The 20,932-nt window shown below is 70.9% G+C and carries 17 protein-coding genes; 3 read left to right on the forward strand and 14 right to left on the reverse strand.

Translation table 11 applies throughout. From position 1 onward, the window contains the following. Positions 1-5: 5 nt before the first annotated feature. The 4 genes from OKJ99_RS02185 to OKJ99_RS02200 all read right to left on the reverse strand — a co-directional run bounded on the left by OKJ99_RS02185 (position 6) and on the right by OKJ99_RS02200 (position 3,889). Positions 6-761 carry an AIM24 family protein gene (locus OKJ99_RS02185; protein ID WP_326013931.1) on the reverse strand — a complete coding sequence of 252 codons (756 nt, stop codon included), beginning with the start codon at positions 759-761 and terminating at the stop codon, positions 6-8. 18 nt (positions 762-779) lie between these two features. Beyond that, the gene (locus tag OKJ99_RS02190) at positions 780-1,460 is read right to left on the reverse strand and encodes an AIM24 family protein (protein ID WP_326013932.1); all 681 of its coding nucleotides are present in this window, start codon (positions 1,458-1,460) and stop codon (positions 780-782) included. Between the two features lie 11 nt (positions 1,461-1,471). After that, positions 1,472-3,178 (reverse strand): TerD family protein, encoded by a 1,707-nt coding sequence (locus OKJ99_RS02195; protein ID WP_326013934.1) that lies wholly within the window; start codon positions 3,176-3,178, stop codon positions 1,472-1,474. A 114-nt stretch (positions 3,179-3,292) separates the two neighbouring features. After that, positions 3,293-3,889: a M48 metallopeptidase family protein gene (locus tag OKJ99_RS02200; RefSeq protein WP_326013936.1), complete on the reverse strand. Its 597-nt coding sequence runs from the start codon at positions 3,887-3,889 to the stop codon at positions 3,293-3,295. A gap of 195 nt (positions 3,890-4,084) precedes the next feature. On the opposite strand from OKJ99_RS02200, the gene OKJ99_RS02205 reads away from it, so the two are divergent. Further along, entirely contained in the window at positions 4,085-5,251 is a 1,167-nt protein-coding gene (locus OKJ99_RS02205; protein ID WP_326013937.1) for a TOMM precursor leader peptide-binding protein, read from the forward strand. 67 nt (positions 5,252-5,318) lie between these two features. Beyond that, positions 5,319-6,683 (forward strand): ABC1 kinase family protein, encoded by a 1,365-nt coding sequence (locus OKJ99_RS02210; protein WP_326013939.1) that lies wholly within the window; start codon positions 5,319-5,321, stop codon positions 6,681-6,683. Here OKJ99_RS02210 and OKJ99_RS02215 read toward each other — a convergent pair whose 3' ends face one another. The 5 genes from OKJ99_RS02215 to OKJ99_RS02235 all read right to left on the reverse strand — a co-directional run bounded on the left by OKJ99_RS02215 (position 6,684) and on the right by OKJ99_RS02235 (position 10,629). Continuing rightward, entirely contained in the window at positions 6,684-6,890 is a 207-nt protein-coding gene (locus OKJ99_RS02215; protein ID WP_326013940.1) for a hypothetical protein, read from the reverse strand. A 134-nt stretch (positions 6,891-7,024) separates the two neighbouring features. Next, positions 7,025-7,348, reverse strand: coding sequence for a hypothetical protein (locus tag OKJ99_RS02220; RefSeq protein ID WP_326013941.1), 324 nt, complete (start codon positions 7,346-7,348; stop codon positions 7,025-7,027). Further along, positions 7,345-7,713, reverse strand: coding sequence for a WhiB family transcriptional regulator (locus tag OKJ99_RS02225; protein ID WP_266713846.1), 369 nt, complete (start codon positions 7,711-7,713; stop codon positions 7,345-7,347). The genes OKJ99_RS02220 and OKJ99_RS02225 overlap by 4 nt, the downstream gene beginning before the upstream one ends. 184 nt (positions 7,714-7,897) lie before the next feature. Next, entirely contained in the window at positions 7,898-8,221 is a 324-nt protein-coding gene (locus OKJ99_RS02230; RefSeq protein ID WP_326013942.1) for a hypothetical protein, read from the reverse strand. 164 nt (positions 8,222-8,385) lie between these two features. Further along, positions 8,386-10,629 (reverse strand): ATP-dependent DNA helicase UvrD2, encoded by a 2,244-nt coding sequence (locus OKJ99_RS02235; protein WP_326013943.1) that lies wholly within the window; start codon positions 10,627-10,629, stop codon positions 8,386-8,388. A 162-nt stretch (positions 10,630-10,791) separates the two neighbouring features. Here OKJ99_RS02235 and OKJ99_RS02240 point away from each other — a divergent pair, with 162 nt between their 5' ends. Beyond that, positions 10,792-11,046 carry a mycoredoxin gene (locus OKJ99_RS02240; protein WP_326013944.1) on the forward strand — a complete coding sequence of 85 codons (255 nt, stop codon included), beginning with the start codon at positions 10,792-10,794 and terminating at the stop codon, positions 11,044-11,046. Positions 11,047-11,117: 71 nt separating this feature from the next. Here the strand turns inward: OKJ99_RS02240 and OKJ99_RS02245 are convergent, their stop codons facing one another. The 5 genes from OKJ99_RS02245 to OKJ99_RS02265 form a co-directional block, all read right to left on the reverse strand. Continuing rightward, positions 11,118-11,294: a hypothetical protein gene (locus tag OKJ99_RS02245; RefSeq protein ID WP_326013945.1), complete on the reverse strand. Its 177-nt coding sequence runs from the start codon at positions 11,292-11,294 to the stop codon at positions 11,118-11,120. A 68-nt stretch (positions 11,295-11,362) separates the two neighbouring features. Further along, the gene (nudC, locus tag OKJ99_RS02250; protein WP_326013946.1) at positions 11,363-12,322 is read right to left on the reverse strand and encodes an NAD(+) diphosphatase; all 960 of its coding nucleotides are present in this window, start codon (positions 12,320-12,322) and stop codon (positions 11,363-11,365) included. Between the two features lie 79 nt (positions 12,323-12,401). Beyond that, on the reverse strand, positions 12,402-13,814 hold the full coding sequence (locus tag OKJ99_RS02255) for a dipeptidase (RefSeq protein WP_326013948.1): 1,413 nt from the start codon (positions 13,812-13,814) through the stop codon (positions 12,402-12,404). Between the two features lie 10 nt (positions 13,815-13,824). Beyond that, on the reverse strand, positions 13,825-17,337 hold the full coding sequence (locus OKJ99_RS02260; protein WP_326013949.1) for an ATP-dependent DNA helicase: 3,513 nt from the start codon (positions 17,335-17,337) through the stop codon (positions 13,825-13,827). Positions 17,338-17,400: 63 nt separating this feature from the next. Further along, positions 17,401-20,715 carry an ATP-dependent helicase gene (locus OKJ99_RS02265; protein WP_326013950.1) on the reverse strand — a complete coding sequence of 1,105 codons (3,315 nt, stop codon included), beginning with the start codon at positions 20,713-20,715 and terminating at the stop codon, positions 17,401-17,403. Between the last annotated feature and the right edge of the window lie 217 nt (positions 20,716-20,932).

Raw genomic sequence — 20,932 nt, forward strand, 5'->3', positions numbered from 1 at the left:
GAGCTCTAGCTCCAGACGTTGCCCTGGTTCTGGCCGCGGGCGCCCTGCTGTCCCATCCCGTACTGCGCGGCGAGGCCCCCGCCGACCGCCGCGTGCTGCGGCGGCAGCATCTCGCTGGGCTGGACCAGCGCGTAACCGCTGCCCATGAAGCTGAGCTCCCAGCCCTCTCCGGTGTTGCCCCGACGCCGCCAGACGCCGGACGAATGCGTCTGCGCCTGCATCTGCACCCGGAGCCCGGTGGACCAGGCGACGATGGCGTCCGCGTCGGCGTTGACGTACCGGTCGGGCGTGACCTGGAGCATCAGCGGCTGGCCGGACGTCATCAGCGCGACCTTGCCGTGCCCCGTGATGTTGAGCTGGTACTTGCCGGAGCCGGAGATGCCGAACTGGCTGTCCACGGCGACGACTTCGTGGTGCAGCGAGGAGTCCATCGCCAGCACGTAGCTGCTGTCGACGGTCAGACCGTCCTGTTCGACATCCACTACGTGGATGTACTGGGCGAGGTTCGCCAGGTAGACGGTGCCCTGCCCGTGGCAGCGCATCAGGCTGAGGCCCTCGCCGGTGTGCGCGCGGGCACGCTGCTGTCCCGACGTCTGGTACTCACCGTCGAACTCCATCAGCCCCTGGTAGGCGACCATCGCGCCCTTGCGGGCGAGGATGTCGTCGTGGCCTTCCAGGGCGACCCGCAGCATCTGCGGGTTCTGCACCGTGTAGCGCTCCTGGGTCTGCTGCTCGGTGTACGCGAAAAGCGGACTCTGCATGGTGTTGTTCGCTCCCCCTCAGCCCCGGACTCGGAGGCGGTCGGTGCTGTCCTCACTGGGCTGTACGACGACGATGCCTTCCCCGGAGAAGCCCATCTGGTAGGCCTCGCCGCTGCCGCGCCCGATGAGTGAGCCGGCCCTGAAGCTGCGCTTGCCCTTCACCTTCAGACTCGGCGACCAGGCGATGAGCGCGTCGGGGTCCACGTAGGTCTCGTCCTCGCCGCGGCCGCAGTCGACCACGATGGGGGTGCCGCGGGAGGTCAGCGCGACGTGTCCCTGGCCCCCGACCGTGATGTTCCACAGGCCCTGACCCGTGAACTTGGCGAGCCCCTTGACGCGCTCGACGCCCCACTGGAGGTGCGCGTCGAAGGCGAGGAGGTTGGTGCCGTTGACGGAGATCGACTCGCCGCCGAGGTTGATGACGACGACGTCGGCGCCGTAGTCGGCGAGGTAGAGCAGGCCGTCACCGGTGCACTTCATGAGAGGTGCACCCTCACCCGTGATCCAGTCACGGGCGACCTGGCGGACGGCGGGCGGGTTGGGCTCGTACTGGACGAAGCCCTCGTAGGCGACCATCGAGCCCACGCGCGCGAAGAGGTCGTTTCCGGTCTGCATGGCGACCTTCAGCATGTTGCTGCCGTGGTTCTCCATGCGGGCGGCTACCGGGGTCGGGGCGAAGCCCGCGAGCGGTTGGTTCATGACGGGCTCCCTCAGACCTCGTACGGCTGGACGACGATGAAGTTGCCGGGTGCGCCCCGGAACTGCAGGTTGACGCCTTCGCCGCTGTCGCCCGGATAGGCGTTGCGGCGCATGCGGACCTGGTTGGAGACGATCGCCTGCGCGGCCGCGGACCAGGCCACGACGGCGTTGGAGTCGGTGAATGTGGTGGGCGTGACCGGCAGCACGACGGGCGTGCCGTGGGTCTTCACGACGACCGTTCCGGTGCCCTGGAACTGGAGCACGAACAGGGCCCCTCCGGGGATGCCGTGCCCTTCGATCCTGCGCACTTCGTGCTGCAGGCTCTCGTCGAACGCGAGGACGTTCTCCGCGGAGACGCAGATCGCGTCGCCCTGGAGCTCGATGGGATGCACGTGGGTGGCCTCTTCCGCGAAGAAGACCTGGCCGCGGCCGGTGCAGCGCATCAGCTGCATTTCCTGCCCCGTGGCGTTGCCCACGATGCGGCCCGCGAACCCGGCGCCCTTGTAGCTGAATTCGACCTTGCCCTGGTAGAGCACCATGCTGCCCTGTCGGGCGAGTACGGGCTGGTCACCCCCGGCTCCGAGGTCGACACGGATCAGCTTCTTGTTCTGGAGCGTCCAGCGCTGCCCCGTAGGAGCCTCACGGAACTTCTCCAGAGCGGCGGCCACACCGGGCGCGGCGGCCTGCTGTGGGATGCCCTGCGGCGCACCCTGCGGAGAGGGAGCGGCCGGGGGCTGGCCGAAGACCTGCTGAGCAGGGGGCGTCTGGGGCTGCTGCCCGAAGCCCTGCGGAGCGGGCGGTGTCTGGGGCTGCTGGCCGTAGCCGGGCGGCAGCGTTGCGCCACCCTGGCCGGGGACCTGGCCGAACTGCGGCTGCTGGGGCGGCTGCTGGCCGTACGGGTTCGGGGCACTAGGCGCCGGGGGCGGCGGCGGGACCGTGCCGGGCGGCGTGGCGAGCGGGGCCGCGATGGTGGGCGCCGCGTGCACCGAAGGCGCGGGGGCCGGCGGGGGCGTGGGGGCCTGCGCCGGGGCGGCGTTCTGCGGCAGTGGCTCGGGCGCAGGAGCGGGCGGGGCAGGCGCGGGCGCTGGAGCAGGCGCTGCCGGGGCCGCGAAGGAAGGCGGCGCGGTGGCCTGGGCGGGCGGCGCGAAGCTGGGGGCCGCGGACTGCTGCGGGGCGGCGGCGGGCTCCTCCTCTGCGACCTCACCGCCGAAGTTCTTCAGCAGCGCATCCAGGCCTCCGTCGAAGCCCTGCCCGACAGCGGCGAACCGCCACACGTCCTTCAGATAGAAATCGCCCAGCATTACCGCACGCTCGGTGGAGAACTCACCACCCTGGAAGGAATATCGCGCGACTTCCTCACCACCGGCGACGATACGGATGTATCCGGGAGCGACCTGCGACATCTGTCCCGCCCCGTCGATGGTCGCGGTGAACGAAAGCTTTTGGATGTTCGCGGGGATCTTCTCAAGTGTGACGCGGAAGGATTCCGTGTCACCGGCCTGTGCGCCGAGCAGCTGGACGGACTCCTCGGGCGTTGTCGGCTGGTTGAAGAAGACGAAGTATCGGTCGTCGGACAACCGCTCCTCGGCGTCGAGGCCGAAGCAGCTGATGTCGAAGCTCAGTCCGGGGCCGGTGATCTGTACACCCACGTACAGATCCGTGCCTGCGGTGAGGTCACTGATCTGGGCCTTGTGGCCGCGTTGGAATTCCCTGGCCATGCGTAACGACCGTCCCCCATCCCGATGGTGATTGCGTCGCGTCAGGCTATCCGCAATCACCGACAGCGGAAGAAGTCGGTACACCCCTGGTACAGAAGCCGCGCTGAAGGACGATCAGTCGCCGCGCGCGGTGGGCAGATGCGGGAGCCGGTCGGCCGCGACCACTCCTTCGAGATACCCGCGCGCCCGCTCCGTGCGCGGGTACGCCTCCAGGAGCCTCCAGAACCGCGGCCCGTGACCGGGGACCAGCAGGTGCGCGAGCTCATGGATGAGTACGTAGTCGACGACGTACTCGGGCATGCCCTGCAGTCGGTGGGAGAGCCGGATGCTGCCCTCCGCCGGAGTGCACGAACCCCACCGGGTGTTCTGGTTCGTGACCCACCGCACCGAAGCGGGGCGGGCCTTGCCATCGAGGTACTGGTCCGAGAGGCGCTCGGCGCGGTCCGACAGCTCGGTGTCGCCGAGCACCCGCTTGCTCTCCTGCGCGGCGAGCTTGTCGAGCATGACGCCCACCCAGCGCTTCTCCTCGGCCTCCGACATGCGCGCCGGGATGAGCACCACGGTGCGATCGCCCTCGCGGTACGCGGAGACCGTCCTGCGACGCCGGGAGCTTCTGCGCACCTCGACCGCGCTCGCCCCCAGGCCGCCTGCGGGCGGGCTGGTCGTGCTGCGCTGCGTGTTCGTGGCACGGTGCAGTGGGTCGGCGGACACGCCCCGACGTTACCCGCTGGACCGGGCGGAAGTCCCGCCTCCGGAAGTCTTCGGTGCGGCCCCGCGACCCGCCCCCCGATTAGTACGACTATCACCCACAGCCTGTGGACAACTTTCCGCACGGATCCGGACGTCCGGGCATGCTGGCGGTCGATCGACGGGAACGACGCCGTCGGCACAGTACGGGGGACAGCCATGCATCCGATCCTGAAACCGGCCCTGCGGCGCGGCTGGCACGACCTGAACACGGTGCAGTTCGGGATCACGCCGGCGCACGCGGTGGTACTCGGCCCGGTCGACACGGCCACCGGCAGCTTCCTGACACTGCTCGACGGCACCCGCGGGGTTCCTCTCCTGCGGGAAGAGGCCCAGAGGATGGGCCTTCCGGACGGTCATGTGGACGCGCTCCTGGAGCGGCTGAGCGGGGCGGGACTCCTCGACGACGCGACCGGTGGTGGCAGAACCGGCGCTGAACTGCGCAAACAGACGCACGCAATGGATCGGCTCCGCCCCGACCACGCCGCCTTGACCGTCACGACATCGGAACCGGCCGAAGCGATACTGAAGTTGACCGCCCGTCGCGCGATGCGGGTCCAGGTGAGAGGCGCCGGGCGGGTGGGCGCGGTCATCGCCTCGGTGCTCACGTCCGCGGGTGTCGGCCATGTCGACGTGCGGGACGGCGGATGCGTCGAGCCTTGGGACGTGGCACCGGGCGGGCATCCGGTGGAGGCGACGGGCGAGCGCCGGGACGTGTCCGCGCGGCGGGTGGTGCGCTCGATGGCGCCTGCCAGGCCACCGCGCCCCGACCGGCGCAGGTCGGCCCCCGCGCGCCTTTCGGAGCCGGACCCCGAGGAGCCCCCGCTCTCCCTCGTGATCATCGCCCCGCGTGACGGACTCGCGGTCCACTCCCCCGATCCGGCGGCGGTCGAGGATCTGCTGGAGGCCGGCATTCCCCACCTGTACGCGGGCGTCGTCGAGGCCACCGGCGTGGTCGGCCCGTTGGTGCTGCCCGGCGGGACGGGCTGTGCGCACTGCCTGCTCCTCGGGCGCGCGGACCGAGATCCGACCTGGCCCCGGCTGCTCGCCCAGTGGAGTTCGGGACCGGCCGGCCGCCAGGTACAGGCCTGTGACCTGGGCCTTGCCACCGCTGTCGCGGGCCTCGCCGCGGCACATGGACTGGCCTTCCTCGACGGGGAGTTGCCGTCGAGCACAGGGGCACGTTGGGAGGCGGCCGCGCCGGGCCTGGACTGGCACGCCCGACCGGTGTGGCCACATCCGCAGTGCCCGTGTGGTGCGGGTGAGAGAGGTAACGGGCAGGAGGTCTCCGTGGACGCCGTGCCGCACGACACAATGGCCGGGTAGGCAATGGCTGCCGGCACCACGGCACCCGGGCATACGCGGCATGACTGTTCGGCACTTGGAGGGGTGTATGTCTGATCTTCCCCGGAAGGCGGTTACCCGTACCGCCAAGCTGGCAGCGCTGCCGATCGGCTTCGCGGGTCGCGCGACCTGGGGCATCGGCAGACGCATCGGCGGCAAGTCCGCCGAGCTCGTCGGGCGGGAACTGCAGCAGCGCACGGCGGATCAGCTGTTCAAGGTGCTGGGTGAACTCAAGGGCGGGGCCATGAAGTTCGGGCAGGCACTGTCCGTCTTCGAGTCCGCCCTCCCGGAGGACGTCGCGGGCCCGTACCGCGCCGCCCTGACGAAGCTCCAGGAAGCCGCGCCCCCGATGCCGACCCGCACCGTGCACGCGGTTCTCGATGAGCGGCTCGGCGAGCAATGGCGTGAGCTGTTCCTCGAGTTCGAGGACAAGCCCTCGGCCGCCGCGTCGATCGGGCAGGTGCATCGCGCCGTGTGGCACGACGGTCGAGAGGTCGCCGTGAAGGTGCAGTACCCGGGCGCGGGCGAGGCCCTGCTGTCGGACCTCGGCCAACTGAGCCGCTTCGCACGCCTGTTGGGACCCCTGATCCCGGGTATGGACATCAAGCCGCTCATCGCCGAGTTGCGCGACCGGGTTTCCGAGGAACTGGACTACGCGCTGGAGGCGCAGGCCCAGCGGGCACACGCGGAAGAGTTCGACGGCGACCCCGACGTCGTGGTGCCGCACGTGGTGCACCAGTGCGAGCAGGTACTGGTGACGGAGTGGATCGACGGGACACCGCTCGCCGAGATCATCGACAACGGCAGCGAGGACGAGCGCGATCGCGCAGGTCAGCTACTGGCCCGCTTCCTGTTCTCGGGGCCCGCGCGCACGGGCCTGCTGCACGCGGATCCCCACCCGGGCAATTTCCGGCTGCTGCCGGACGAGGAGGGCGGCTGGCGCCTCGGCGTCCTCGACTTCGGCACGGTCGACCGGCTGCCGGGCGGCCTGCCCGACCCGATCGGTGTCTCCCTGCGCAGGACGCTCGACGGCGAGGCGGAGGCGGTCTACGAGCTGCTCTGCGAGGAGGGCTTCGTCAAGGAGTCGATAGAGCTCGAACCGGACGCGGTGCTCGACTACTTGTTGCCGATCATCGAGCCGGCCCGCGTCGACGCCTTCACGTTCACCCGCTCCTGGATGCGCAATCAGGCGGCCCGGATAGCCGACCCCCGCTCCCCCGCCCATCAGCTGGGCAAGCAGCTCAACCTGCCGCCGTCGTACCTGCTGATACATCGGGTGACGCTCAGCACGATCGGGGTGCTGTGTCAGCTCGGCGCCACCGTGCGGCTGCGGGACGAGCTGGAGGCCTGGGTGCCGGGCTTTGCCACCGAGGACGCGACGGGGGCCGAGGAGTGGCCGGCGGCGGAGGCCTGATCACCACCAGTCGGAGTCGAGCCGTCCCTCGATGGCCCTGATGTTCTCTCGGGCGCAGGCGTCGCAGAAGTACCGCCGGGTGCCGCCCTCGACGGAACACGTCCAGGTCAGCGGGAGTTCCAGGACTGCCGTGCCACACCGCGCGCACGCGAGGGCCTGGTGGTCGGGCTGCTGCTGCGCGGAGTCCCCGCCAGGAAGAGACGTCACCCGGCGACGATAACTCGATGAACCGATGAACGCCGGGCACCACACGCCTCGGGGGCCGGTCCGCTTCGGACCGGCCCCCGAGGGAGCAGCCGCACTGTCGCGGCGCATGTCGACGAACCGCGTCGGCGGTTCGGTTACTGCATGACGGCCATGGCGAGCGCACGCCGGGCGCGCAGCGAAGCGCGCTCGGCACGGCGCTGCATCCGGCGGGCGGTGGCCAGGCGCACGGCCCGGCGTTCGCTCTCGGCCACCCGCAGCTGCTCGTGCATATGCGCACGAGCCAGGGCTTCTGGGATGAGTTGCATCTGACGGGTCCTGTTCTGGCGCGACTCGTTCGCGCCGGAGGTGGTGAAGTCTGGGATCGCGGAACCTGCGGGCTCGCTCGTGGACGGCTTCATCGGGGCCTGCTTCTTGGGGTCGTGCGTCAGGGGGCGGTCGATCGTTCCGGGGGCGTTCATGCCACGACCGGGTTCTTGCGCGGGCGGCCACGCGGCCGCTTCCGGGCGACGACAACGCCCTGGACGAACAGTTCGCCACCCCAGACGCCCCACGGCTCACGCCGCTCCTTGGCGCCGGCGAGGCAGGCCTCCATCAGCGGGCAGGTACGGCAGAGGGACTTGGCGTACTCGACATCCGCCGGCGACTCCGCGAAGAAGACCTCGGGGTCGTAGGCACGGCAGGGGACGGGCACGTCGAGGTTCTCGATGGCGTCGTCGAGCGCGGTGAGCGCGGTCAGCGGGTTCAAGGTGGAGTCCTCCGTGGACACGGGCTGGGAAAGAGGGTCTGAAGGCGGTACGGACGGGGCGTGCGCTTCGAGTTGCACGGTGTCTTCTTCCTCGTCTGGTCGTCCGGCCGGTGGGCCGGGTGGCGGTGGTACCGGGTTCTTTTCTTGTCCCGAGGCCCCTTCGCTCTGGTTCCTCGGAAGATCGCTGGATCTTCCGGGAAAACAGAAGGGCCGCGGATCCCGGATGGGGTTCCGCGGCCCTGAAGGCGCCTGCCTGATCTCCTCAGGCTGGATCGCTCCAGGGTTTGAGCCCACGGAAGGCCCACATCGTGTGGTGCTGCGTCGTCTGCTTCCGGAATCCGGCACCGGCCGCCGCAAAGGCATAGGCCTGAGCCTGTGCCGTCGCTACTGCTTCCGGTGCCTTCGTCGGTCGCTCATTGCGCTCGCGAATGGGAAGACCCGCGAGGGACATGCCGGACTCCGGACGCGTGGCGGAGACGCCAGACAGACCGGTGCCCAGGTTCGAGGAGCCGAGCAGGCAGGAAGCGACGACCGAGCGATCGGTCATTTTGACGGTGCTGATGGAGCTGGCGTTGATGCTGATCACTGGAATCGCCTCCTCTCGGCGTCTCGGGGGACCGGTGCGAACCGGTCCGACGGCATTCAAGTACAACACGGAACCAGGGCCTCCGAGAAGGCCGCTGCTTTCGTGATTAAGAACCTATGGGGATTGTTGGGGCATGCGCAAACTATTTTTTCGACGAGTTCGCGTCAGTCGTCCCCCGCCTCGTCATCGGGCTGTTCACCAATCGCCTGACCTGCGCAAATAGCGAGGACATCGGAACCGTACGTCCGAAACTTCCGGCGTCCGACGCCCGGGATGCGGGACAGTTCGGCCGCGTCCTCGGGGGCGGTCTCGGCGATGGCGATCAAGGTCTTGTCCGTGAAGACGCAGAACGCGGGCTGGCCGAGGTCCGCCGCCGTGCGGCCGCGCCACTCGGTCAGTCGCTCGTACAGCCCCTCGTCCATGTCCGACGGGCAGTCCTCACAGCGCATCAGCTTCATCTCTGCGGCCTCGAGGGTGCGCCCGCACACACGGCAGCGGGCCACCTTCCGCTCGCCCCTGGGGCGTGTGGTGCCGGGCGACTCGCGGGCGCCCGCGCGCGTTCCGAACTCGATGCCGCCACCCCCCGCACTCGCTCCGCGCCCCGCCGAGCCCGTCGACCCCGGCCGAAGCCCGTCGAGGAACCGGCTCGGCCTGCGGTTCGGGCGGCCGCCCGGCGAGCGGGACAGCGCCCAGGAGAGACCGAGGTGGCGCCGCGCGCGGGTCACCCCGACGTACAGGAGGCGCCGCTCCTCCTCGATCTGCTCGTCGGTCTTGGCGTAGGTGATCGGCATCATGCCCTCGGCGAGGCCGACCAGGAACACCGCGTCCCACTCGAGGCCCTTCGCCGCGTGCAGCGAGGCGAGGGTGACACCTTCCACGGTCGGGGCGTGCTGCGCGCTCGCCCGCTCGTCGAGTTCCGCCACGAACGCGCTCAGGGTCGCGGTGGGCTCGGCTCTCGCGAGGTCCCCCGCGAGCCGGGCGATGGCGGCGAGCGACTCCCAGCGGTCGCGCACGGCACCGGAACCCGCGGGCGCCTCGGTGGTCCAGCCTGCGCCGGACAGGACGGCTCTGACCTGGGAGGGCAGATCGACGGCCTCGTCGAGCCCCGCGTCGTTGTCGCCGAAGCGGGCCGCCGCTCGCAGCTCGTGGTGCGCCTTTCGCACCTCGGCCCGCTCGAAGAAACGCTCGGCGCCGCGCAGCTGGTAGGGCACGCCCGCGTCGGCGAGGGCCTGTTCGTAGATCTCCGACTGCCCGTTCGTCCGGAACAGGATCGCGATCTCACCGGCCGACACCCCGGAGTCGATCAGCTCCCGGATGCGGCCTGCGGCGCCTTCGGCCTCGGTGGGCTCGTCCGCGTACTCGATGTAGGTCGGCTCGGGGCCCGCCTCGCGCTGCGAGATCAGTTGCAGGCGGTGCTCGGCGGCGCGACCGCTCGCTCTGGTCAGGACCCCGTTGGCAAGGTGCACGACCTGGGGCGAGGAGCGGTAGTCACGGACGAGCTTGACGACGGTGGCACTGGGATGACGCGTGCGGAAGTTGAGCAGGTGGTCGGGGGTGGCCCCGGTGAAGGAGTAGATCGTCTGGCTGGCGTCACCGACGACGCAGAGACTGTCGCGCTCGCCGAGCCACAGGTCGAGCAGGCGCTGCTGGAGCGGGCTGACGTCCTGGTACTCGTCGACGACGAAGTGCTGGTACTGGGCACGGACCTGCTCGGCGATGTCCTGCCGGTCCTGGAGGATGCCCACGGTGAGCAGCAGGACGTCCTCGAAGTCGATGACGGTGCGGTCCCGCTTGAGGGTTTCGTACGCGGAGTAGATCTGGGCGATCTCCGCGGGGTGCCGGGGCGCCTCACGACCTGCCTTGTGCACCGCCGCGGCGTAGTCACCGGGGACGGTCTGCGTGACCTTGGACCACTCGATCTCCGAGGTCACGTCGCGCAGCTCACCGCGGTCCAGGCGCAGGCGCGAGGCGGCCGCGGCGTCGGCGACGAGTTGGATCTTGCGGTCGACGAGCCGGGGCAGCTCCCCGCCGACCGCCTTGGGCCAGAAGAACTGGAGCTGGCGCAGGGCAGCGGAGTGGAAGGTACGGGCCTGTACCCCCACGGCGCCGAGCTGCCTGAGCCGGCCGCGCATCTCACCGGCGGCACGGTTGGTGAAGGTGACGGCGAGGACGGAATGGGGCTGGAGGATCCCCGCGCGGACGCCGTACGCGATGCGGTGGGTGATCGCCCGCGTCTTGCCCGTGCCCGCGCCCGCGAGCACACACACCGGACCGTGCAGGGCCGTCGCCACGGCGCGCTGCTCGGGGTCGAGCCCCTCGAGCACCGCGTCGGCGTCACTCGGCGGAGCCGAATACTGGCCACGGCCGGGATCCCGCGGGAACAGGGTGGAGTGCGTTGCTGCTGTCACCCTGCCATGCTGCCAGGTCCGCGGGGACGGATGCGTCGCGTTGTCCACAGGCGCCGACCGTTAGTCGTACCAATGCGTTCGACGTGCGGGAATGGTCGCCGCTCCGCGTACGTTCGACTGATTGCGAACACGCACCCCCAGCCACCGAAGGAGCACGAGGAAATGCCGGGCACTGTGACGATGTACAGCACCACTTGGTGCGGCTACTGCCAGCGGCTGAAGAAGCAGATGGACCGTGAGGGCATCGGGTACAACGAGGTCAACATCGAGCACGACCCGGAGTCCGCGGCTTTCGTCGAGAAGGCGAACGGCGGGAACCAGACGGTCCCCACGCTCCTCGTGGTGTCCGACAGTGGCGCCGAGTCGGTCATGACGAACCCGTCCCTGGCCCAGGTCAAGCAGGCCATCGCCGCCTGAGTCGCCCAGCGCCGAGCGAATGGCCCCCGCCCGCCCACGGGTACGGGGGCTTTCCGCTGTCCGGGATCCGGTCAGACGACCAGCAGCACGACCAGCACGGCGAGGACGACCAACAAGACGATCATCGTCAGCAGGTTCGCCGCACGATTGCCGGTGATGTCCTGGTTGCCCCGGCGCCTGAGCGCCCACTCACGCCGCCGGGCCGCCGCTTCCTCTTCCCGCCTGCGCTGTTCCGCAGAGCCTGCCATGGTCCTGCCCCCTTGCGTCAGGGCTCCTTGAACCACCCTCGCACGAGGTCAGCGGGCCCGCAGATGACTCACAGCGCGTCGCTGGGCTTCGGCAGGGGCTTGCCGTACCACAGTTCGATCAGCCGGGCCGCGATCGAGATCCCGTAGGGAGGCATGACCTCACCGGAATCGAAGGCGGTCCGCAGGTCCTCGCGGGAGAACCAGCGCGCCTCATGGATCTCGTCACCGTCCACGTTGATCTCGAAGGACGTGGCGTGCGCCATGAAGCCGAGCATCAGGCTCGACGGGAACGGCCAGGGCTGGCTGGCGACGTACTCGACGTCACCGACGACGACGCCCGCCTCCTCGAAGACCTCGCGCCGCACCGACTGCTCGATGGACTCGCCGGGCTCGACGAAGCCGGCGAGCGTCGAGAAGCGCCCTTCGGGCCAGTGCACCTGGCGGCCGAGCAGGATGCGGTCCTGCTCGTCCGTGACGGCCATGATCACGGCCGGGTCGGTGCGCGGGTAGTGCTCGGCTCCACAGGCCTGGCAGCGGCGGATGTGGCCCGCGGCGGCGATGACGGTGCGTTCGCCGCAGCGGGAGCAGAAACGGTGCAGGCGCTGCCAGTTCTCCAGGGCGACGGCGTGCACCATGAGGCCCGCGTCCCGCTGCGAGAGGAGCATCCCCGCCTCACGCAGCCCGGCCGGGCGGGCGGACTGGTCCATGCGCCCGGGAAGCGTGTCCTTCTGGAGCGCGAAGTAGCTCACGCCGTCCTCGTCGGTACCCAGGAAGTAGCGATGCGCCTCGGTGAGGGGCGCTTCGAAGGCCGGGGTCATGACCAGTTCCGTCGTGCCGTCCGGTGTCTCGTCGATGAGCGCCTGACCACCCGAGACCACGAAGACGCGGGTCGTGGGGTGGCTCCACGCGGCGGCGAGCCAGGCCTCGTCGAGGCGGTGGTGCGCCGCGCGGTCGATTCCGCTCGGCGCGGAGAGCGAGAGGGGTCGCGCTGCGGCGAGGTCGGCGGTTCGGTCGGTCCAGGTGGTCACGAGTGCTTCCAACTCCCCCGGTGGAATGGGTGGTTCGGCGGGCGGTTCGGCGAGGTGGGTGCGGGTGCGAGTGCCTCAATCAGTGTGCATCTGCCCAGCTCTCCGCGAGATCGCCCCACAGATAGGCGGTTGTTTCGACACCCTTCATGAGGAGGTCGAGTTCGACCTTCTCGTTCGGGGCGTGCCAGCCGTCGGAGGGCACGGAGATGCCCAGGAAGAGCACCGGGGCGTCGAGGACGTCCTGAAGGTCGGCGGCGGGCCCCGAGCCGCCCTCGCGCGTGAAGCGGATCTCCTGCTCGAAGGCCTGTCCCATGGCGCGTACGACGGACTTCAACGCCGGGTGGTCGAGCGGTGTGAGGCAGGGGCGGGTGGCGGCACCGAAGGTGACCGTGTGGCGGATCCCCGCGGGCAGCTGCTCGGCGACCCAGGCGGTGACGGCCTTCTCGATGTGGTCCGGATCCTGCCCGGCGACCAGCCGGAAGGAGAGCTTGAGCATCGCGGAGGACGGCACGATCGTCTTGCCGCCGGGGCCCTGATAGCCACCGCCGATGCCGTTGACCTCGGCGGTGGGTCGGGCCCAGATGCGCTCCAGGGTGCTGTGCCCGGCCTCTCCGTAGGTGGCACGGGACTTCGCCGTGCGCAGCCACTGCTCCTCGTCGAACGGAAGCTCCGCGAAGAGTTCGCGCTCCCGGTCGGTGAGCTCCACGATGCCGTCGTAGAAGCCGGGGACGGCCACGCGCGCGTGCTCGTCGTGCAGCGCGGCCACAAGGCGGGCGGCCGCGGTCGCCGGGTTCGGGACGGCACCGCCGAACGAGCCGGAGTGGATGTCCTGGTCGGGCCCGTACAACTCGATCTCGCAGTCGGCGAGACCGCGCATGCCGGTGCACACCGTGGGGGTGTCCTCGGACCACATGCCGGTGTCGGAGACGATCACGGCGTCCGCGGCCAGGCGCTCCTTGCGCTCCTCCACGAGGGCACGGAAGTGCGGGGAACCCGACTCCTCCTCGCCTTCGATGAGGAACTTGAGGTTGACCGCAGGTGCGGTGCGGCCGGTCGCGATCAGGTGGGCGCGCACGCCAAGGGTGTGGAAGAACACCTGTCCCTTGTCGTCGGCCGCCCCGCGCGCGTGGAGACGGTTTCCGATGACGACCGGCTCGAAGGGGTCGGTGTCCCAGCCGTCCTCGCGAGCGGCGGGCTGCACGTCGTGATGCCCGTAGACGAGGACCGTGGGGGCCTCGGGGTCGCCCGAGGGCCACTCGGCGAACACGGCGGGGGCGCCGGGCGTCTCCCACACCTCCGTGGTCGGGAAGCCGGTCTCGGCGAGCTTCGCGGCAAGCCAGTCGGCGCTGCGCCGCACGTCCGGTGCGTGATCGGGCTGGGCGGACACGGAAGGGATCCGCAGCCACTCGGCGAGGTCGTCGAGGAAGGTCTCACGGTGGTTCTCGACGTACGCACGGACTGTGCTGACGGCGGTGTCAACGGGCTTGCTCATGGTCACGAGCCTATCCGCCCACCCGAACGTGTTCGTCCGGCGGTTCCTCCACGGGCTCCGCCGGCTGCTGCGGGTCCTCCAGCAGGAGCCGCTCCAACTCTTCCCGGCCCGGCAGCCGACGCGGCCTGACCGTCTCCCCGGTGCGTACGTACAGGAAGGCGGCGCTCACCGACTCCAGGGGCACGCCCTGCTGCTCGGCCCAAGCAAGCCGGTAGACAGCCAGCTGGAGGGGGTCGGCGGTCTTCCGGTGGGCCGTCTTCCAGTCCACGATCTCGTACGTCGCCTCGTCGCCGTCGCCCTCCTTGTAGACAGCGTCGATACGGCCGCGGACGACGCGGCCCGCGATGGCCAGCTGGAAGGACGTCTCGACCCGGTAGGGCGAGCGATGGGCGTACGGGGTGCGCTCAAAGGCTTCCTTGAGTGCCTCCAAGTCTCGCTCGTCCGCGATCTCGGCATCGCTGCCGGGCAGCTCCTCCGGGTCGAGCATGGGCAGCCGCAGCTCTTCGAAGCGCGCCTCGATCCAGGCGTGGAACCGGGTGCCCCTGCGGGCCGCCGGCTGCGGCGGCTGGGGCATGGGGCGGGCGAGCTCCTGGGCGAAGGCATCCGGGTCGGCGGCCATCCGCAGCAGCTGGGACGCGGTGAGCGTGTGCGGGACGGGAACGTCGCGCACGGCGGCGCGGGCGCGCAACAGCTCGCCGGTCAGCGCGTCGAGGTCGCGGTCCCAGGAGGCGATGGTGCGCGCCTCCTCCGGGGTGAGCTCCGACTCCGGGGCGGGAGCGGGATGCGGCACGGCCGGGGCCGCTCGCTCGGGCTCGGCCACGCGCGCGTGGGCGTCGGCCGGAGGCGCGTCGTCCTCGTAGGGGTCGTGGTCGCCCGCGTCCGGGACGTAGTCGTCCTCGTAAGGGTCGAAGGGCGGTTCGTCGTCCTCCGGTGGCGGTGGCCAGTCGGGGTCCTCGAAGGGCGGCTCGTCGAGGACGGCGGGGTGGGTCTCCGTGTGGGCGTGCGCGGCCTCGGGCCCCGCGGCTCGCTCCAGGTGGGCGAGGACCGTGTGGGCGGCGGCCCGGCGCCGGGCCCGCGCCTCCTCGTCCAGCGGCAGCGGCCAGGAGTGCTCGACCGAGTTCTCTTGGAGGGCCGGGTTCTCCTCGTCCTCCGCCGGTTCGTCCGCCCAGGCCTCGATCTCGCCGTGCCCGGCAGCACAGTGCTCGTACAACGCCTGAAGGAAGTCCGACGGGCCGCGCCTGCGCTTCTGGGACGGCCCCCACCAGTGCCCGGAGCCGAGCAGCAGGGAGCGCGGGCGCGTGAACGTGACGTATCCCAGGCGCAGTTCCTCGGTGTACTGGTGGTCCTTCATGTCGGCGTGGAAGGCCTTCATGCCCTTGGAGTCCCACGTCTCGATCTCGGGCAGCGTGGCGCCGTCACCGCGCAGTTCGTGCGGCAGGACCTTGGCCTGTGCCGTCCACTTCTCACGACCTTGGGTGCTCGGGAACGTGCCGTTGACGAGGCCGGGAACGGCGACGACATCCCATTCGAGGCCCTTGGACTTGTGAGCGGTGAGCACCTTCACGGTGTCCTCGCCACCGGGCAGCGCGTTGTCGAGGCCCTTCTCGTACTGCGCCGCGGTGCGCAGGAACCCGAGGAAGGCAAGCAGCGTGGCGGAGCCGTCGTTGGCCGCGAAGGACGCGGCGACGTCGAGGAAGTTGGACAGCGTCTCGCGCCGCCGGGCCGCCAACGCGTGCGGGGACGCGGAGAGTTCGACCTCCAGGCCGGTGACCGCCAGGACACGGTGCAGCACGTCCATGAGGGGGTCGGACAGCGAGCGGCGCAGCTCGCGCAGTTCGGTGGCGAGCCGGGCGAACCGCACGCGCGCGTCCGGTGAGAACGGCAGGCCGTCGCCGTCCTCCTCGGTGTCGGTCGAGGTCTCCAGGAACGTGTCGAGCGCGTCCGCCAGCGATATCACCTCGGAGGGGTCGACCCCCTCGACGGCCGCGGCCAGGCGCCGGTCCGCGTCGTCGTCCTCTCCCCCGCGCGCGTGGGAGACCAAAAAGCGTGCCCGCCGCCCGAGGAGTGCGAGGTCCCGCGGGCCGATGCGCCAGCGCGGGCCGGTCAGCAGCCGCACGAGGGAGGCGTTGGCACCGGGGTCCTGGAGGACCTCGCACATGGCGACCAGGTCGGCGATCTCCGGGAGGTGCAACAGGCCGGAGAGTCCGACCACTTCGACCGGGATGTCGCGGGCGACCAGGGCGCCCTGGATCTCGGCGAAGTCGGTCGCGGTGCGGCAGAGCACGGCGATCTCGCCGGGCGCCGTTCCCGTGGCGACGAGGTGGCCGATGGAGTCGGCGAGCCAGTCGATCTCCTCGCTGTGCGTACTCAGGAGGGCGCAGCGCACGACGCCGTCCCCCTCGGCTCCAGGGGCGGGCCGCAGGGCCTCCACGCCCGCGTGCATCGCACGGAGCGGCTCGGCGAGCCCGTTGGCGAGGTCGAGCAGGCGGCCGCCGCTGCGCCGGTTCTCACTGAGCGCGAAGCGGGTGGCCGGGCGCCCGTCCGCGTACGCGAAGTGGCGCGGGAAGTCGTCGAGGTTGGCGACGGAAGCGCCGCGCCACCCGTAGATCGCCTGGCAGGGGTCGCCGACCGCGGTCACCGCGTGGCCCGTTCCCCCGCCGAAGAGGCCCGCGAGCAGGATCCGCTGGGCCACAGAGGTGTCCTGGTACTCGTCGAGCAGGACCACGCGGAACTCGTCGCGCAGGATCTCGCCGACCTCGGGCCGCGTGTCGGCCAGCGTCGCCGACAGGGCGATCTGGTCGCCGAAGTCGAGGAGGTCCCGGGTGCGCTTGGCCTCCCTGTAGTGCCCCACGAGCTCAGCCAGCTCCAGGCGTGCGGCGGCCGCCTCGGGCACCTTCCGCAGATCTGCGTTGCTGAGCTTGACGCCTTCGAGGGCGCGCAGCAGCTCATGGTCGTACGCGCGCAGCTTGCCGGGCTGTACGAGGTGTTCCGCCAGCTCGCCGTCCAACGTGAGGAGATCGCTGACCAGGTCGGCGAAGGAACGCGTGAGGGCGGGGTAGGGGCCGGGTGCTTCGCGCAGCACGCGCGCGGCGAGCTGGAAGCGGGTGGCGTCGGCGAGCAGCCGCGTCGTGGGTTCGAGCCCGATGCGCAGACCGTGGTCGGTCAGCAGACGGCCCGCGAAGGCGTGGTACGTGGAGATCACGGGCTCGCCCGGGGGGTTGTCCGGATCGATGGCGTCGGGGTCGGTGACGCCCGCCTTGATCAGGGCCTTGCGAACACGCTCGGCCAGTTCCCCGGCCGCCTTGTTGGTGAAGGTGAGGCCCAGGACCTGCTCGGGGGCGACCTGACCGGTGCCGACCAGCCAGACCACGCGTGCGGCCATCACCGTCGTCTTGCCGGAGCCGGCTCCGGCAACGATCACCTGCGGGGCGGGCGGCGCGGTGATGCAGGCCGTCTGCTCCGGGGTGAACGGGATGCCGAGCAGCTCTTTGAGTTGCTCGGGGTCGGTGAGGCGCGTGGTCACCTCATCGAGGCTAACCGGCACCACTGACAGCGCCGTCCTGTTCCGGCTCAGTGGAGGCGCACGTCACTCGACGACGTGTTTGCCCTCCGGACGCGCGCTGCACGAAGCACGGAAGGCGCAGTGCGTGCAGTGCTGCCCGGTCGTCGGTACGAAGCGCTCGTCGAGGACCTTGCCGGCCGCGGTGGCGAGGAGGTCGCCGACCCACTCCCCTTCGAGGGACTCTTGTGCCTGCACCTTCGGCAGCGCCTCGCCGCCGTCCTTCTTGGCGGCGCCCTGGCGGAGCTGCACCAGTTCGGCTCCTCCGGAATGCGGACGGACTCCGTCGAAGATCTCGTCGACCACGCCTTCGTTCACGGCGAGCTGGTACACGGCGAGCTGTGGGTGGCGGGCGACGTCCGCGGCGCTCGGTACCTGCTTGCCGGTCTTGAAGTCGACTACGTAGGCGCGGCCCTCGGCGTCTCGCTCCACACGGTCCATGGAGCCGCGGATGCGTACTTCGTAGGAGCCTGCCTCGAGCGTCACGTCGAAGTCGTGCTCGCTGGCGACAGCGGTGCGGCCCGTGCGGTCCATGACGTGCCACTGAAGGAATCGTTCGAGCGCGGCGCGGGCGTTCTCCTTCTCCTGGGCCGACTTCCAGGGCGCGTCGAAGGCGAGGGAGTCCCACACGGAATCCAGGCGCTCCATGAGGACGGCGAGGTCGGCGGGCGTGCGCCCGGAGGCGACCTCGTCGGCCAGGACGTGCACGACGTTGCCGAAGCCCTGGGCCGCGGTGGCGGGGGCGTCGGCCTTCACCTCGCGGCCGAGGAACCACTGCAGGGCGCAGGTGTTGGCCAGCTGGTCGAGGGCGCTTCCGGAGAGGACGACGGGCTTGTCGCGGTCGCGCAGCGGGACCTTGCTCTCGGTCGGCTCGTACATGCCCCACCAGCGGTACGGGTGGGCGGACGGCACGAGCGGTCTTCCGTCGTCGCTGAGCGCCGCGAGCTGGGCGAGGCGGCGCGCGGCGGCCTCGCGCAGCCCCTCGGAGACACGCGGGTCGACCGTCGTGGCACGCAGTTCGGCGACGAGCGCGGCCACCGCCAAGGGGCGGCGCGGGCGCCCGCTGACGTCCTTGGGTTCCACGCCCAGCTCGGTCAGGAACCGGGACGGCTGGTCGCCGTCGTCCGCGGGCGCCTTCACCGCGGTGACGACGAGCCGCTCCCGCGCGCGCGTGGCGGCGACGTAGAACAGGCGTCGTTCCTCTGCGAGCAGCGCTCCGGGGGTGAGGGGTTCGGCGAGACCGTCGCGTCCGATGCGGTCGGCCTCCAGGAGTGAGCCGCGGCGCCGCAGATCGGGCCACAGTCCCTCCTGGACGCCCGCGACGACGACGAGCCGCCACTCCAGGCCCTTGGAGCGGTGGGCGGTCATCAGGCGCACGGCGTCGGGGCGCACGGCCCGTCCGGCGCGGGTGTCGGCCGCGATGTCCTGGGCCTCCAGTTCCTCCAGGAAGTTGTGGGCGCCACGGCCTCCGGTGCGCTCCTCCGCGCGCGAGGCGACGGCGAACAGGGCGCAGACGGCGTCCAGATCACGGTCCGCGTTGCGCCCGGCCGCGCCGCCTCGGCGGGCGGCGCGCTCCAGCCGGCTCGGCCAGGGGGTGCCGTTCCACAGCTCCCAGAGGGCTTCCTCGGCGGTGCCGCCGTCGGAGAGCTTCTGGCGGGCGGTGGCGAGGAGCGCACCAAGACGCTGCGCGCCACGGGCGTACGTCGGGTCGTGCAGAGCGAGCCGTTCGGGCTCGACAAGGGCACGCGCGAGCAGCTCGTCCGAGGGCGGCGGCAGCGCGTTCCCTGACGCGCGCTCCTCCTCGCGCAGCGCGCGCCCCAGGCGGCGCAGATCGGCCGTGTCCATCCCGGCGAGCGGTGAGGCCAGGAGTTCGAGAGCCGTCTCGGTGTCGAGCCGGTACTCGCCTTCCGAAGTGTCCGAAGTTTCCTGGGCGTCCTGGGTGTCCGAGGTATCTGCCCGGGCCACCACCTTGAGGGCCGTCAGCAGCGGCGTGACCGCCGGTTCGTGGCGCAGTGGCAGGTCGTCGCCGTCGATGTCGAGGGGGACGCCAGCTGCCGTGAGCGCGCGCCGCACCGCCGGAATGCTGCGCGAGCCGGCGCGCACCAGGACGGCCATGTCGCTCCACGGGATGCCGTCCTCCAGGTGGGCACGCCGCAGGATGTCCGCGATGTTGTCGAGTTCCGTACCGGACGTCGGATACGTGTAGACCTCGGTCCTGCCTCCGTCGCGTACGGGCGACAGCTCACGGTGGGCACGCACCTTGTGCGCGGGCAGCCGGGTCAGTGGCATCCGCTGGGTGATGCGGCGCGTCGCCTCCAGGAGACGGGCGCCGGAACGCCGGGATGTGGTGAGCACTTCGACCGGGGCGGGGGCGCCGTCCGCCTGCGGGAAATCTCCGCGGAAGTCCAGAATGCCGTTCACGTCCGCGCCCCGGAACGCGTAGATCGACTGGTCCGGGTCGCCGAAGGCGACGAGCGTGCGCCCCCCGCCCGCGAGCGCGTGCAGCAGCCGCACCTGGGCGGGGTCGGTGTCCTGGTACTCGTCGACGAACACGGCGTCGTACTGCGTGGCGAGCCGATCCGCGACCTCCGTGCGGCGCGCGAGGAGCACGGCGCGATGCACCAGTTCCGCGTAGTCGAGCACGCCCTGCGCGTCGAGGACGTCCAGATACTCGGCAAGGAAGGTAGCGGCCGCCCGCCAGTCCGGGCGGCCGATGCGGCGCGCGAACGCGTCCAGGGCGGCAGGACCCAGCCCCAGCTCCCGGCTCCGGGCGAGGACCGCGCGCACCTCGTCGGCGAAGCCCCGCGTGGTGAGGCACGCGCGCAGCTCGTCGGGCCAGCGCACATGCGCGAGCCCCGCCTGTTCCAGGTCGATCTGCCCCGCGAGCAGTTCCCGTACGGCGACGTCCTGCTCGGGACCCGACAGCAGCCGCAAGGGCTCCACGAAGAGATCCGCGTCCTGGTGGGCACGGACCAGGGCGTAACAGAACGAGTGGAACGTCGTCGCCTGTGGGGCGTGTGCGGCGCCGATGCGCTGCGCCATGCGGTCACGCAGTTCGACCGCGGCCTTCCGGCTGAACGTGAGCACCAGGATGCGTTCGGGGTCGGTGCCCTTGGCGATGCGCGCCGAGACGGCCTCCACGAGAGTCGTGGACTTGCCCGTTCCGGGTCCGGCCAGGACGAGGAGCGGCCCGTGGGCATGGTCAACCACCGCACGCTGATGTGCGTCCAGACGAGGGGGGTCCACCTGAGCCGGCGGGGTACGCACCAGTCGGTACGCACCGGGGAGCCCCTGTCGAACCTGGTGCTGCGACAGGTGCCGGGTGGACGAGGAGGAGCTCACGTGGATCGCTGGTCCTGGTGGGTGTGCTGGTGGTCGAAGAGCCGTCCGCGTGAAGCGGTGGCCATGGAGTGAAGGAGGTGTCTGTCATCGACGGTGCCGTCGACGCTACGCCGTCGAGTGTGGCGGAAGCCGGGCTTCCGGCGCCTCTCCCGCACTCCTCCGGGCGCAGATGTGCCCGGTCTCACCAACGGACACGGGGCCGCCGAAGTGCCCCGCA

The organism is Streptomyces endophyticus, from assembly GCF_035798155.1.
Lineage (GTDB): Bacteria > Actinomycetota > Actinomycetes > Streptomycetales > Streptomycetaceae > Streptomyces > Streptomyces endophyticus.

What these genes read in the sequence shown, in the direction of transcription:
- OKJ99_RS02185 (WP_326013931.1), bottom strand. Translation starts at nt 761, where the DNA reads ATGCAGAGTCCGCTTTTCGCGTACACCGAGCAGCAGACCCAGGAGCGC.
- OKJ99_RS02190 (WP_326013932.1), bottom strand. Translation starts at nt 1,460, where the DNA reads ATGAACCAACCGCTCGCGGGCTTCGCCCCGACCCCGGTAGCCGCCCGC.
- OKJ99_RS02195 (WP_326013934.1), bottom strand. Translation starts at nt 3,178, where the DNA reads ATGGCCAGGGAATTCCAACGCGGCCACAAGGCCCAGATCAGTGACCTC.
- OKJ99_RS02205 (WP_326013937.1), top strand. Translation starts at nt 4,085, where the DNA reads ATGCATCCGATCCTGAAACCGGCCCTGCGGCGCGGCTGGCACGACCTG.
- OKJ99_RS02210 (WP_326013939.1), top strand. Translation starts at nt 5,319, where the DNA reads ATGTCTGATCTTCCCCGGAAGGCGGTTACCCGTACCGCCAAGCTGGCA.
- OKJ99_RS02220 (WP_326013941.1), bottom strand. Translation starts at nt 7,348, where the DNA reads ATGAACGCCCCCGGAACGATCGACCGCCCCCTGACGCACGACCCCAAG.
- OKJ99_RS02240 (WP_326013944.1), top strand. Translation starts at nt 10,792, where the DNA reads ATGCCGGGCACTGTGACGATGTACAGCACCACTTGGTGCGGCTACTGC.
- OKJ99_RS02245 (WP_326013945.1), bottom strand. Translation starts at nt 11,294, where the DNA reads ATGGCAGGCTCTGCGGAACAGCGCAGGCGGGAAGAGGAAGCGGCGGCC.
- OKJ99_RS02255 (WP_326013948.1), bottom strand. Translation starts at nt 13,814, where the DNA reads ATGAGCAAGCCCGTTGACACCGCCGTCAGCACAGTCCGTGCGTACGTC.